Below are 12,555 nucleotides of genomic sequence, written 5' to 3'. Positions count from 1 at the left end.
ATGCAGTCAGACTAGCGGCGCGGCACCGGGACCGACGCGACAACGACAACGCCACGTGTCTCGATGTGGAGGTGGCCCTCGCTGGCCGCAACAAAGACCGAATCTCCGCGCCCGAGGATTGCGGCGTCACGCTCGGTCTGCACACGAGCGTCGGCGTCGATTGCCAGGACGATGCGCGGACCGGATTCGGCGTCGAACGTTCCGTCGCTGACGACCACGAGTTCGAACTCGGCAGCGTCCGTCGACAGGCGTCGCGCGGCGCCGATGATCGTCTCGGTGGGCACCACAGGCGCACCTGGTGACAGCACGGCGAGCTCGCGCAGCAGGCCAGCATTAATCGCCTTGTGGGTCAGCCCGGCGCGCACCACGTTGTCGGAGTTGGCCATGATTTCCACACCATCGCCGCGTATGTAGCAGTGGACCGTCCCAGCGGGCGTGTAGAGCGCCTCACCTGGCCTCAGTTCCACGGCGTTCATGGCGAGGGCGACCAAGGCGCCGGCGTCACGGACATGGTGTGCAAGGGACTCGGATGCGATCTGCGCAGTCACGCTGCCGCCCGAAAGGCCCTGGGCTAGCCGGACCAACGCGTCCGCGTGGTCACGGGTCAGCACCGTGAGAACGTACCCCGCGATGCCCTCCGAATCGAGAGCGTCGCGAAGAGACTCCGCATCGTCGCCGCCGAGCCGTTCGAGGTCACGCATGAGTTCCGCCTCGGGCCGGAATCCAGACAGCACGGTCATGTTTGTCACCGCGAGCAACATCTCGGGTTTGTGTGAAGCGTCCTTGTAGTTGCGATGCGGGTCCGTCATCGCGACGCCGCCGTCCTCCTCGGCTGCGAAGCCCGCCCGCGCCGTCTCCATCGTCGGATGAACCTGAATGGACAACGGTCGCGCGATCGAGAGAACCTTGAGCAAATAGGGGAGCTTGCCGTAGTCGCGGGCTACCGCCATGCCAAGGGCACCCACGGGGTCTGCGGCGATGACCGCGTCGAGGGGTCCGGATGCCGTCACCGAGGGAGCAGAGGGGTGCGCACCCCACCAGGCCTCGGCGTAGGGCCCGCCGTCGGGTGCAAAACCCAACAGGTCAGGAATGCCCTGGCTCGAGCCCCAGTCGAACCGCTGCAGTGCGGGCGTCAGAGCAATCACGGGTGCCATCATGCCATCGTCTGCAGTCGGTACTCTTGGGACATGACGGCCGACCTCGTAATACCTTCACATTTGCTGCCCCGCGACGGACGATTTGGCTCCGGTCCCTCGAAGGTGCGCGACGCACAAGTGCGCGCGCTCGTGGACGCCAACCCCGGCGTTCTTGGCACTTCTCACCGCCAGGCGCCCGTGCGCGGCTTGGTGGGCGACGTGCGGCGCATGATCGCGGAGTTGTACAACCTTCCCGACGGCTACGAGGTGCTCCTGTCGAACGGAGGTTCGACGTTCGTGTGGGACGCCGCGGCCTTCGGCCTGGTCGAGTCGAAGGCCCAACTGGCCGCATTCGGCGAATTTGGCGCCAAATTCGCGTCATCGGTCGAGGCCGCGCCGCACCTCGACACCCCCACCGTCCACCGTGCCGAACCGGGATCGATCGTCGAGCCGGTGTTCGAGGCAGGCGTCGACACCTACGGGTGGCCCCACAACGAAACCTCGACCGGGGCCACGGCCCCCGTCAGGAGAGTCGCAGGCGCCGCCGACGCGCTCATGGTGGTCGACGGCACATCCGCCGCGGGTGGCATCGAGCTCGACGCGCGCGAGGTGGACTTCTACTACTTTGCGCCCCAAAAGTCCTTCGCCTCGGACGGCGGACTGTGGTTCGCGCTGGCCTCGCCCGCAGCGCTCGCCCGCATCGAGTCGATCGCCGCGACGGGAAGGTACATTCCCCCGTCCCTGTCACTGGCCGATGTGGTCACCAATTCGCGCGCCGAGCAGACCATCAACACGCCCGCCATCGCGACGCTCGTCATGATGCGGGCACAGCTCGAGTGGATGCTCGCTGGCGGAGGACTCCGGGCGATGGCCGCACGTTCGGCCGCCTCGTCGTCGGCCATCTACGCCTGGGCCGAGGCGAGCGACTTTGCCGTGCCCTTTGTCACAAACCCTGGCCATCGGTCGCCAGTTGTTGCGACGATTGATCTGTCCAAAGAGGTCGATTCCGCGCGCCTGCAGGCGGTGTTGCGGAAGCACGGGATCGTAGACGTGTTTCCATACCGCAAACTGGGGCGCAATCAGTTGCGTATCGCGGTGTTCCCCGCCGTCGACACGGCCGATGTCGTGGCTCTCCTGCAATGTATTGATTGGGTGGTCAATCACTGGTGACCAAGAGGCGCAAGCCCGACGAAGGAGTCGAGGCAGAGGCAGAACGGGCTCCCGAGCGCCGTCGCCGCAAGCGCCGCCTGATTTGGCCCCTCGTGCTCGCGAGCGCGCTCGCCGCATCATCTTGGACTATCGCGCAGGCGGCCACGCTCCCGCCTCTCCCTGTAGCCGAGGCGGCGGCCCACGGGCCCGTCGCCGATGCCGCCCAGGCACCGATCGATGCGGTGGTGCCAACCGCCGGGCCAGTGGCGTCGGCCCAGCCCGCGCCATTTGGTCCTCAGCTCGAGGTGATTCTGCCGCCACCCCCGCCGCCGCCGCCGCCCGCTTCGAGTGGCCAGCGGAGTTCCCCCCAGCAGAAGCAGGCTGCGGCCGCGGCACTGACGACGACACAGTACTGCGATGGGAAATATGGTGCGACGACTTCCGCGTCGACGCCCCAGGGGCTCTTGACGGCCGCCAACGCCGAGCGGGCCAATTTTGGACTGGCTCCGTTGTCGTGGAGCGGCACTCTCGCGCAATCGGCCCAGGACTGGTCGAACACGATGGCGGGAAACTACGACCCAACGAATCCGGGAGCGGCTATGGGGCATGGCATGGTGCCGAGCCCTGGTGGACAAAACGTCGCGGCCGCTTGGACGAGCGGATCTATGAGCCAGGCGACCGCAATCGCTACCGCTCACTCGGGATGGATGGCATCCCCTGGACACTGCGAGAACATTCTCAGGGCATCGTTCACATCGATGGGTGCGGGAACGGCTGAGGCCGGGTCAGGCAAGGCCTGGTACACCACCGTCGACTTCCAGTAGCGGCGCCGCGAAGCTAGCCCCGAGCGTCGGCCCGCTCAACCGGCCGACCGCGCGGCGTCCACTTGAGGAACGCCCCCGCGGCGGCGGCCCCAAGACCGCCCGCCGTGAACAGGCCGACGGGCAACGCAATCGCGGCACCGATCGCGACCAGCCCAGGGCCGAGCAACCCGCCCACGTCCTGCATGATCGACCACGCCCCCAAGAAGACGGCACGCCCCTTCTTAGGCGACGCGTCGGCCCCCAGCGTCATCACCACCCCTGAGCCCCAGCCATTCCCCGCACCAATCACTAGTGCGAGCACCGCAACGAGCGCGGGCGTGGACGCGAACGGCAAGAGCGCGGCGCCTACGCCAAGTGCGATTGCCGACGGAACCGCGGTCCACACCCTGCCGAAGCGGTCCATGACATATCCGGCGGGAATGAACAGCGCCATGTCGATCGCCGCGGCCACACCAAAGACGAGCGACGCACTGGAATTACTCATGCCGATGTGCGCAGCCCACAAGGGGATGATCACGACCCGCGCCTGGCGCAAGGCGCCCATTAGCACCACGCCGACGCCCAGGGTCAACAGCACGTGGCGGTGAGGCCCGAGCACCGCCTTGGGGCTCAGTCGCACGCGATCGGCACGGGGGATCGTCAGGTGCCGCGGCGCGGTGAAGACCAATACCCCGATCGCCACGGTGACGGCCACGGCTGCAAACACATAGTCGGCGCGCAGCCCCAAAACCGCGATGATTCCCGCGCCTGCAACGGGTCCGATGAAGTTTCCGATGCGCCACACCCCCGCGAGCGTCGTGAGGGCGCGTGCGCGCGTGCCAGAGGGTGCGAGCGCATCGATGTGCGACTGTCGCGCCACGTGCACCCAGCCGTGCCCCATCCCCACGACGGCCACGCCGACCGCGAGCATCGCGACGTGGAGCGACGAGGCGCACACGAGGGCGCCCGCGGCGAGAACGCCATAGCCCGCAAACGTCGCGGGGATGGGGCCCCTGTGGCTCGCGACCGATCCGCCGATGGCCGAGCCGGCCATACGGCCACCGGAGTACACAGCGACCGCGATCGACGCGATTGATGCGGGCTCGCCCAAGGAGATGGCGGACAGCGCAAAGATCGGGAGCATCGCGCCGATGCCGATCTCGGCAAGGAACGTGGGAAGGTACACGGAGAGAGCCAACGCGCGCACTGCTGCGCTGCGGGGCACTCCCCGGTTACTCAGCTGCGGCCTCGTCCTCGGTGACATCGCTTTCGGTAGCCTCGTCCTCGGTGACATCGCTTTCGGTAGCCTCGTCCTCGGTGACGTCGCTTTCGGTAGCCTCGTCCGCCTCAGCGGCGATTTCCGGCTCCGACTCCGACTCCGACTCCGACTCCGACAAGTCGAGAGCGTCCACCGCGCCAGAGTCGACCACGGGCTCAGCACCGGGCCATTCCGACAGACGCCTCTCGGCCTCCGTCTGCGAATGCGCCCCACAACCGTGATCGACGCTCACGACGCGGCCATCCGAAGGCGACCATTCGTTCGCACACGCGCCAAAGAGCGTGCGGAAAGATCCCGCGATGGGCACCCAGAACGCACACGTCGAACACGGCTCGGCCGATGCCACGGCGGTCGATGCGCTAGGGCCGTGGGATCCGCGGTACCAGCGGTCGGCGACTGCCTCGCGCGCCTCCGGGGCGAGCACTCGCTCGCGTCCGAGGCCAAACTCGTAGATCGCCATGCGATCGAGGTCTTCATCGCCCGTGGCGGTGTAGCCGGGCACGAGCCGCTCGTCGTCGGCGACATATGGCAACACCATGCCGGGCTCAAGGTCGCCTGGGCGCACCCTGTCGGACCAGGGCACCCACTCGGGGGCAAGCAGCGCCTGCTCGCCGGGCAACAGGGCGGACTCGCACACGCTCGCGGCGCCGTCGACAACCGCGACGTCGACCGTCCAGTCCCAACCGACGTAACCGGGAAGCAGGCACTCGTACCGGACCGAGACCAGGCCCTCGCCGTTCTCAAGGACGCCCCTGAGGCCGCCGACAGAGGACTCGTCGCCAGCAGTCTCAACGACTGCGGCACGGGCCACGGATTCCACGAGGTTCTCGATTGCGACGCTCATGCTAGGCGTCCAACTGTTCTGCGACCGCTCGCAAAACCGCGGCGACCTGGGAGCCCTTGGCGGCCTCCGGGTAGCGGCCCTTGCGCAACACATTTGAGACACCGTCGAGCATCTTGATGAGGTCCTCGACGATCATCGTCATGTCGTCGGCTGGCTTGCGCTGCGACTTCGTGATCGACGGCGCCGGCTCGGTGAGCGTCACCGCCATGGCCGAGGGGCCACGTCGGCCGTCAGCAACGGAGAACTCGACCTTGGCTCCGGGGTTGGGCGGCGCGGAGCCTTCAGGGAGCGCGGACGCGTGCAGGAACACCTCATCGCCCTCATCGCTGGCGATGAAGCCGAAGCCCTTTTCGGTGTCAAACCACTTCACTCGTCCGGATGGCACGTCTATCTCTCCTGTCGATGCCGCGGAAGCGGCGGTAGCAAGTGTACAAGGGCTATGGCGGGCGACGCGGCGGAACGCCAGCATTCGGGGCCCGCTTCCCAGCCGTTTCTCAGGCTGAGACGCCACACTGGTGCCATGGCAGCCGACCCCACAGTGGTTCTCGTCGTCGATGACGAGCCCGACCTGCGCGATCTGCTCACCACATCCTTGCGCTTTGCGGGCTTCGATGCCGTGTCGGTCGCCTCCGGGCGAGCGGCGCTCGACACGCTGGCGGAGCGCCGCGTCGACCTTGTGGTCATGGACGTCATGATGCCCGCAATGGACGGCCTCACCGCGGTCCGAAGGCTCCGTGCCAGGGGGGACGACGTGCCTGTGCTGTTCCTGACGGCCAAGGACGAGGCCGACGACGTGGTTGCAGGCCTGCGCGTCGGAGGCGACGACTATGTCACCAAGCCGTTCCGCTTGGCCGAGGTGGTGGCGCGCATCGAGGCAATTTTGCGCAGGTCGAGCGCCGCGACCCAGTCCGATACCACGATCAGGGTCGCGGATCTTGAGATCGACGACGACGCCCACGAGGTGCGCCGCGGCGGTCACATCCTTGACCTGACCCCCACCGAGTTCGCGTTGCTGCGCTATCTGGCCACCAACGCTGGCAGAGTGCTGTCGAAGACCCAGCTACTTGCGGCGGTGTGGGGCTACGACGTCGGGGACGGAAACCTCGTCGAGACGTACGTCTCGTATTTGCGCCGCAAGATCGATGCGCCGTTTGATGCGCCGCTGATTCACACCAAGCGCGGCATCGGCTACGTCGTCAAGGAACCACGATGAGGTCGTGGCCGCTCAAGTGGACCATTCCGGCGATCGCTCTGGTGCTCGTGCTGCTCACGGAGTTCGTGATCGGCGCGTCCGTGCTCTTGCTGCTGCACAGGACCCTCACCTCTCAGGTCGATCGCAAGCTCGACGACGCGGTGTCGGCACTCGCATCCCATCCCGCCGCCATTGTCGCGATCGGGAATAGCGGCACCGCCGCGGGGATGCCCCTCCAGCCGCCAAACGACGTGGTGGTCGTCGTCTTCCGTGCGGACGGCAGCGAGGCAACCGCCGCCACGCAGTGGCTCAACAACGGCCGTCCACTTCCCCCGATCACCCTGAGGCCCAATGCCACCGCGACGTACACGGCCCGCGCCCCGGGAGAGTCGTGGCGGGTGGTGACTCGGCACCTTGAGGCAACCGGTCCCGGCGCTGGCACGACGATCGCAGTGATGGCCCCTCTGCGCGACATCGGGTCGGCCGCGACGATCTTGGGCCGCGGAATCATCGTGCTTGGCCTTGCGGTCGCCTTGCTCGCCGCGGCGCTCGCTGCCTGGGCCACCCGTCGCTCGCTGCGGCCTCTTGCGGAGGCGGAGCGCACCGCGGCTTCCATTGCCGCAGGCGATCTCACTCGACGTGTGCCCTCGTATCCACGCACCACCGAGGCGGGCTCCCTTGCGGCGTCGCTCAATGCGATGCTCGACCGGCTGTCCGCGACGATGACCCAGCGCGACGCCTCGGAAGCCAAGCTCAGGCTCTTCGTGTCCGATGCGTCCCACGAGCTGCGCACCCCCCTTGCGGCGATTCGCGGCTATGCCGAGCTCCACCGCATGGGCGCGGACGAAACGGGACAGGCCATCGCCCGCATCGAGGCAAACGCCGACCGCATGGCCAAACTCGTGGATGACCTGCTCCTCCTTGCACGCTCCGACGAGGCCGCCGCGGTTCTCGGGGGTAACGAGGACGTCGATATTGCCCACGTCCTCGACGACGTCGCTGCCGACGTCAGGGCACAAGATTCCTCGCGCATGGTGACCGTTGCCGCGGAGCAAGGCACCGTCGTCCGCGGCTCCACGCGCCACCTCACCCAGCTGTTCTCCAACGTGGCCGCGAACGCCTTGCGCCACACCCCGGAGGGCACGCCCATCGAGCTGACGGCTCGTGTCGAGGGCGACCGAGTGGTCGCGACCGTCCGCGACCACGGACCCGGTTTTGGCGCGGCTCACGCGGCTCGCGCGTTTGAACGCTTCTATCGCGCCGACGAGTCGCGCACCAGAGCGTCCGGCGGATCGGGCCTCGGGCTCGCGATCGTCGCGGCGATAGCCTCCGCCCATGGGGGCTCGGCCGTCGCCTCCGACATCGGCCCCGCCGACGCGCCCGAGGGTGCGATCGTGACCGTCACTCTCCCCGCGTCGCCTGCGTAGTTTGGGCTCGACGGGCGGCCCGTGGCGTAGGGTCGCGTTCCATGGCGCTGCTCATCGATCCCCCGCTGTGGCCTCGCCATGGACGCATCTGGGGGCATCTAGTCTCCGACGCCTCTCTGGATGAACTTCACTTCTTCGCGCGCACGGTGGGCATTCCCGAACGCGGCTTTGACCTGGACCACTACGACGTCCCTGCGGACATGCACGAGCGGCTGATCGCCGCCGGAGCGCAGCTGATCGACGGGCGCGAGCTGGTGCGGCGCCTGCGCGCATCGGGCCTGCGCGTGACGGCCGCCCAGCGACGCCGCTAAAGCCCCGCCACGGTGTAGAAATCCCGCCTTGCCTCATGATGCCCTTATGTGTAATGTTTTTATTACAGATGCACAAGGGAGGTAACACGTGGGCATCGACGAAGCGGGGTCCGAGCGGCTTGCCGCACGCCTCGCTGCGATCGCCAGCCCGCAACGGATGCGCATCCTCGCCGAACTACACGAGCAACCGCGTTACGTCAGCGAGCTGGCTCGCCGGGTCGAAATGTCCCGGGCGCTGCTCTACATGCACCTACGCAAGCTCGAAGAGGCGGGCTTCGTCGCCAGCCACCTCGAACTTGGGGACGACGGCAAGGCCGTCAACATCTTCGAGTCCGTCCCGTTCTCGATCTCCATCAACCCCGATGCGATCGCCGCCGCGGTCAACTCACCGAATACACGGAAGGACTAACCATGGATTCAATCCCCTGGTTTGGTTGGATCGCCATTGTCGGAACCGCGGGCTGGGCGGTCATGGGCTCCCTGAGAGTCTTGACGTCGCCGCGGGCAAGGGCACAAACCAACCTGACCGACGCGCTACGCGCCAGCGCCGACGCGAACACCAAGATGGCCGAACGCCTCGACGCCATCGACACTCGCCTCGCCACGATCGAAAAGACGCTCACGGACATTCCCTAAGGCCCGGGGCCGAGCGCCTTGCACCGCTCGCAACGCCCCTCGCCCCTCGCCCTCGCGCGGGGCGCGCAACTACGAACCAGTCTCGACAGCGACACGCTGACCGATGCGGGACCGGAGCCCGCTCCACGGCCTGTCGGGCGCCAATTTGGTTCGCAGCGTCGCGGGTGCAGGGTTGAGGGGCTTTCCGCAACGACCCCGATCGACGACGAAGGGCCCCGAGGATCGCTCCTCGGGGCCCTTCGCGTATGTCAGCTGTGGACTAGAAGCCCATTCCGCCCATGCCGCCATCGCCCTGAGGCATTGCCGGCTCCCGTTCGGGCTTGTCCGCCACGACCGCTTCGGTCGTGAGGAACAGGGCCGCGATCGAGGCGGCGTTCTGCAGGGCAGAGCGCGTCACCTTGACCGGGTCGTTGACGCCGGCGGCGAGAAGATCCTCGTAGACGTTGGTCGCGGCGTTGAGGCCGTGACCCAAGGGCAGACCCTTGACCTTCTCGACAACGACGCCACCCTCGAGGCCGGCGTTGATGGCGATCTGACGAAGAGGCGCCGTGACGGCGAGCTCGACGATGCGAGCACCGGTTGCCTCGTCGCCCTCAAGGTGGAGGTTAGCGAACGCGAGGGCGCCCGCCTGGATGAGCGCAACGCCACCACCGGCGACGATGCCCTCTTCGACGGCGGCCTTCGCGTTGCGAACGGCGTCCTCGATGCGGTGCTTGCGTTCCTTGAGCTCGACCTCGGTCGCGGCTCCTGCCTTGATGACTGCAACGCCGCCGGCCAGCTTGGCCAGGCGCTCCTGCAGCTTCTCGCGGTCGTAGTCGGAGTCGGAGTTGTCGATCTCAGCGCGGATCTGCTTGACGCGACCCTCGATGAGCTCGGTGGCGCCGCCACCCTCGACGATCGTCGTCTCGTCCTTGGTGACGGTGACCTTGCGGGCCGTACCGAGCAGGTCGATCGTGGCGTTCTCGAGCGACAGGCCAACGGACTCGGCAATGACAGTTGCACCCGTGAGGATGGCCATGTCCTGAAGCATCGCCTTGCGACGGTCGCCAAAGCCGGGGGCCTTGACGGCCACGGCCTTGAACGTGCCGCGGATCTTGTTGACCACGAGCGTGGCCAGGGCCTCGGACTCGACGTCCTCGGCGATGATCATGAGCGGCTTGCCGGTGGCCATGACCTTCTCAAGCAGCGGGAGCAAGTCCTTGATGCTGGAGATCTTCGACTCGATCAGGAGCACCAGCGCGTCTTCGAGGACGGCTTCCTGGCGCTCGGGGTCGGTGACGAAGTAGGCGGAAAGGAAGCCCTTGTCGAAGCGCATGCCCTCGGTGAGCTCGAGCTCGAGGCCCAGAGCCGAGGACTCCTCGACGGTGATGACGCCTTCCTTGCCCACCTTGTCCATCGCCTCGGCGATGAGCTCGCCAATGGCGGGGTCAGCAGCAGAGATTCCGGCCGTGGCAGCAATCTGCTCCTTGGTCGTGACCTCCTTGGCCATCTTCAGGAGTTCGGCGGTGACCGCCTCGACTGCCTTCTCGATGCCCTTCTTGAGCGCGATGGGGTTGGCACCTGCGGCAACGTTACGCAGGCCTTCCCGCACGAGCGCCTGAGCCAGAACGGTCGCCGTCGTGGTGCCGTCTCCGGCCACGTCGTCGGTCTTCTTGGCGACCTCCTTGACGAGCTCGGCGCCGATGCGCTCGAGGGGGTCATCAAGCTCGATCTCCTTGGCGATGGAGACACCATCGTTCGTGATCGTGGGGGCGCCCCACTTCTTGTCCAGTACAACATTGCGGCCCTTGGGGCCGAGGGTGACCTTGACGGCGTCAGCGAGGGCATTCATGCCACGCTCCATGCCGCGTCGGGCCTCCTCATCGAAGGCAATCATCTTTGCCATGGGTGTGTGTTCCTCTTTCGATGGGTAATGGCGCCGCAGATGCCCGCGACGGACGACGCCCGATTCGGTGTTCATGTCACACCGGCCGAGCGCCTCATCTTTAGCGCCGAAGTCTTAGCACTCTAGGTAGCAGAGTGCTAATCCGATCTTGGCACTCTCCGGGTGAGAGTGCAAATAGTGGCGGCGTTTTTCGCGCGCGGCGAAGCGCAGCGCGAACGAGGAATTCTCGCTACTTGGCCGGGTCCGTGACGAGAATGACAGAGATGTTGCCCTCGGGCGTCGTTCCCTGTTCGACCGCGGTGATCCCCAGCAAGGTCGCGACCTGCTGCGCCGTGGTGGCGTAGATCGGATCGGAGTACCTCACGGTGTTCGCCTTCGGGAGATTGCTCGACATGTTTCCCGTCGTGACGGCCGTGAAGCCACCGGCCTTGATCGTGTCCGCACTTTTACCCGCAAGGCCCGCGATCCGGGCCCCGTTGAGGACGACGACCTTCGCGTCATGATGGACGGGCTCCGCGGTCGGCGTCGGCGTCGGCGACGGCGAGGGAGACGGCGAAGGTGACGGCGAAACCGTCACGAGGCCGTCGGTCGGTCCAACGACGGCGGTCTGCGTAATGGTGGGCACCGCGATGTTGCCGAGTGGCGGCAATCCCGAACCCCCATTTTGCGCCCACAGGTACACGACGACGCCATACGCGACGGCTCCTGCTCCGATGAACACGAGGAGCGGGGCAACGATCGCCATGACGATGCTCTTGCCTTTGCGGTGCACGCCCATGGGACTGCGTTCGGACAGCGAGTTGTCGAACTCGTCGACTGGATAAGACGGCACGGGGAAAGGTTACCCCAGGGTCGAGGAATGCAGCGAACGGCTCGCACGGCCGCGCTGCCTGGACGCACGCATTCTGCGTAGCCTCTTGACCAGCATCGGGTCGTGCGCGAGTGCCGAGTGCGAGTCGATCAACGAGTTCAGCACCTGGTAATACTCCGTTGCGGACATCTGGAAGAGGTCGCGAACGCTGTCTTCCTTGGCGCCGGCGAACTTCCACCACTGACGCTCGAAGTCGAGAATCCTCGCGTCGCGCTCGCTGAGGGGCGTCGCCTCGGTCGAGGCAAGGGGTGCGGAGACTGCTGACATGGCTCCAGGGTACCCGCGAATCACATGGTTGTCATTTGCGAATGCGCCCCCTGTTCGCGTGCGGCGGCGTCGTTAGTCTGGAGGCATGTCCGAGGCATGGAAATCACAGGTCGCCCCCGACTGGGCCGTGGCCCTCGAGCCGATGGCGCCGACGCTGGCGGAGCTCGGGAGCTTTCTCAGAGCCGAGCTCGCGGAGGGGCGCACGTACCTTCCCGAGTCCCGCGCGATCCTCAACTCGTTCACCCGCCCGCTGGCCGACGTACGGGTGCTGATCGTCGGCCAGGACCCCTACCCCACGCCTGGCGACGCCATGGGACTCTCGTTTTCGGTCTCTCCCGGCCGCCCGATGCCGCGCTCGCTTTCCAACATCGCGCGCGAGCTCGAGTCCGACACGGGCGAGCGGCTGATCACCGGGGACCTCACGCCGTGGGCCGATCAAGGTGTGATGCTGCTCAACAGGTGCCTCACCGTCGCTCCTGGCGCGCCAGGTTCCCATCGGGGCAAGGGATGGGAGGAGTTCACCGAGCACGCGATCCGCACGTTGGTGGCACGCGGAGGGCCGCTCGTCGCGATCCTGTGGGGCCGCGACGCGCAGAATCTGGCGCCGATGCTCGGCGACGTGCCTCGTATCGAGTCGGCCCATCCGAGCCCGCTCAGCGCCTCGCGGGGGTTCTTTGGGTCCAGGCCGTTTTCACGTGCGAACGCGTTGCTCGAACAGCAGGGTGTCGCCGCCATCCGGTGGGCAAACGCCTAAC

15 protein-coding genes are annotated in these 12,555 nt (G+C 66.9%); 8 read left to right on the top strand and 7 right to left on the bottom strand.

Features of this window, described 5'->3' with window-relative positions; genetic code table 11:
* Positions 1–11: 11 nt before the first annotated feature.
* Entirely contained in the window at positions 12–1,145 is a 1,134-nt protein-coding gene (manA, locus tag BKA03_RS03380) for a mannose-6-phosphate isomerase, class I (protein ID WP_193745833.1), read from the bottom strand.
* 42 nt (positions 1,146–1,187) lie between these two features.
* On the opposite strand from manA, the gene serC reads away from it, so the two are divergent.
* The gene (gene serC, locus BKA03_RS03375) at positions 1,188–2,306 is read left to right on the top strand and encodes a phosphoserine transaminase (RefSeq protein WP_062074646.1); all 1,119 of its coding nucleotides are present in this window, start codon (positions 1,188–1,190) and stop codon (positions 2,304–2,306) included.
* Positions 2,303–3,109 (top strand): CAP domain-containing protein, encoded by an 807-nt coding sequence (locus tag BKA03_RS15505; protein ID WP_062074647.1) that lies wholly within the window; start codon positions 2,303–2,305, stop codon positions 3,107–3,109. The genes serC and BKA03_RS15505 overlap by 4 nt, the downstream gene beginning before the upstream one ends.
* Positions 3,110–3,122: 13 nt before the next feature.
* On the opposite strand, the gene BKA03_RS03365 is transcribed toward BKA03_RS15505, so the two are convergent.
* Genes BKA03_RS03365 through BKA03_RS03355 form a run of 3 tightly spaced genes read right to left on the bottom strand, consistent with a single transcriptional unit; the run spans position 3,123 to position 5,596 of the window.
* Complete coding sequence (locus BKA03_RS03365; protein ID WP_193745834.1) at positions 3,123–4,313, bottom strand: MFS transporter; 1,191 nt, start codon at positions 4,311–4,313, stop codon at positions 3,123–3,125.
* A 7-nt stretch (positions 4,314–4,320) separates the two neighbouring features.
* Positions 4,321–5,211 (bottom strand): DUF3027 domain-containing protein, encoded by an 891-nt coding sequence (locus BKA03_RS03360; RefSeq protein WP_062074649.1) that lies wholly within the window; start codon positions 5,209–5,211, stop codon positions 4,321–4,323.
* Between the two features lies 1 nt (position 5,212).
* Positions 5,213–5,596: a cold-shock protein gene (locus BKA03_RS03355; RefSeq protein ID WP_062074650.1), complete on the bottom strand. Its 384-nt coding sequence runs from the start codon at positions 5,594–5,596 to the stop codon at positions 5,213–5,215.
* Between the two features lie 135 nt (positions 5,597–5,731).
* On the opposite strand from BKA03_RS03355, the gene BKA03_RS03350 reads away from it, so the two are divergent.
* From BKA03_RS03350 to BKA03_RS03330, 5 genes are all read left to right on the top strand, one after another.
* Positions 5,732–6,424 (top strand): response regulator transcription factor, encoded by a 693-nt coding sequence (locus BKA03_RS03350; protein WP_062074651.1) that lies wholly within the window; start codon positions 5,732–5,734, stop codon positions 6,422–6,424.
* Positions 6,421–7,830 carry a sensor histidine kinase gene (locus BKA03_RS03345; protein WP_062074652.1) on the top strand — a complete coding sequence of 470 codons (1,410 nt, stop codon included), beginning with the start codon at positions 6,421–6,423 and terminating at the stop codon, positions 7,828–7,830. Before BKA03_RS03350 ends, BKA03_RS03345 begins: the two co-directional genes overlap by 4 nt.
* Positions 7,831–7,871: 41 nt before the next feature.
* Positions 7,872–8,141: a DUF4031 domain-containing protein gene (locus tag BKA03_RS03340; RefSeq protein WP_062074653.1), complete on the top strand. Its 270-nt coding sequence runs from the start codon at positions 7,872–7,874 to the stop codon at positions 8,139–8,141.
* Between the two features lie 88 nt (positions 8,142–8,229).
* Positions 8,230–8,550 (top strand): ArsR/SmtB family transcription factor, encoded by a 321-nt coding sequence (locus BKA03_RS03335; protein WP_238579391.1) that lies wholly within the window; start codon positions 8,230–8,232, stop codon positions 8,548–8,550.
* 2 nt (positions 8,551–8,552) lie between these two features.
* A complete protein-coding gene (locus BKA03_RS03330; protein WP_062074654.1) occupies positions 8,553–8,777 on the top strand; it encodes a hypothetical protein in 225 nt (74 codons plus the stop codon).
* A gap of 259 nt (positions 8,778–9,036) precedes the next feature.
* On the opposite strand, the gene groL is transcribed toward BKA03_RS03330, so the two are convergent.
* The 3 genes from groL to BKA03_RS03315 all read right to left on the bottom strand — a co-directional run bounded on the left by groL (position 9,037) and on the right by BKA03_RS03315 (position 11,800).
* Positions 9,037–10,662: a chaperonin GroEL gene (gene groL, locus BKA03_RS03325; RefSeq protein WP_062074655.1), complete on the bottom strand. Its 1,626-nt coding sequence runs from the start codon at positions 10,660–10,662 to the stop codon at positions 9,037–9,039.
* Positions 10,663–10,891: 229 nt separating this feature from the next.
* Complete coding sequence (locus BKA03_RS03320) at positions 10,892–11,494, bottom strand: LytR C-terminal domain-containing protein (RefSeq protein ID WP_062074656.1); 603 nt, start codon at positions 11,492–11,494, stop codon at positions 10,892–10,894.
* A gap of 9 nt (positions 11,495–11,503) precedes the next feature.
* Positions 11,504–11,800 carry a DUF3263 domain-containing protein gene (locus tag BKA03_RS03315; protein WP_062074657.1) on the bottom strand — a complete coding sequence of 99 codons (297 nt, stop codon included), beginning with the start codon at positions 11,798–11,800 and terminating at the stop codon, positions 11,504–11,506.
* Between the two features lie 85 nt (positions 11,801–11,885).
* Between BKA03_RS03315 and BKA03_RS03310 the strand changes: the two genes are divergently transcribed.
* Complete coding sequence (locus BKA03_RS03310) at positions 11,886–12,554, top strand: uracil-DNA glycosylase (protein ID WP_062074658.1); 669 nt, start codon at positions 11,886–11,888, stop codon at positions 12,552–12,554.
* The last annotated feature ends 1 nt before the right edge of the window (position 12,555 follow it).

It is taken from the genome of Demequina lutea (genome assembly GCF_013409005.1).
GTDB lineage: Bacteria > Actinomycetota > Actinomycetes > Actinomycetales > Demequinaceae > Demequina > Demequina lutea.
Note: the sequence above shows the minus strand (reverse complement) of the source record. Positions and strands in the feature narration are given on the sequence as shown.

Excerpts from the sequence above, each read along its gene's own strand:
- BKA03_RS03330 (WP_062074654.1), top strand. The coding sequence starts at position 8,553 with ATGGATTCAATCCCCTGGTTTGGTTGGATCGCCATTGTCGGAACCGCG.
- serC (WP_062074646.1), top strand. The coding sequence starts at position 1,188 with ATGACGGCCGACCTCGTAATACCTTCACATTTGCTGCCCCGCGACGGA.
- BKA03_RS03340 (WP_062074653.1), top strand. The coding sequence starts at position 7,872 with ATGGCGCTGCTCATCGATCCCCCGCTGTGGCCTCGCCATGGACGCATC.
- BKA03_RS03360 (WP_062074649.1), bottom strand. The coding sequence starts at position 5,211 with ATGAGCGTCGCAATCGAGAACCTCGTGGAATCCGTGGCCCGTGCCGCA.
- BKA03_RS03315 (WP_062074657.1), bottom strand. The coding sequence starts at position 11,800 with ATGTCAGCAGTCTCCGCACCCCTTGCCTCGACCGAGGCGACGCCCCTC.
- groL (WP_062074655.1), bottom strand. The coding sequence starts at position 10,662 with ATGGCAAAGATGATTGCCTTCGATGAGGAGGCCCGACGCGGCATGGAG.
- BKA03_RS03345 (WP_062074652.1), top strand. The coding sequence starts at position 6,421 with ATGAGGTCGTGGCCGCTCAAGTGGACCATTCCGGCGATCGCTCTGGTG.
- BKA03_RS03310 (WP_062074658.1), top strand. The coding sequence starts at position 11,886 with ATGTCCGAGGCATGGAAATCACAGGTCGCCCCCGACTGGGCCGTGGCC.
- BKA03_RS03350 (WP_062074651.1), top strand. The coding sequence starts at position 5,732 with ATGGCAGCCGACCCCACAGTGGTTCTCGTCGTCGATGACGAGCCCGAC.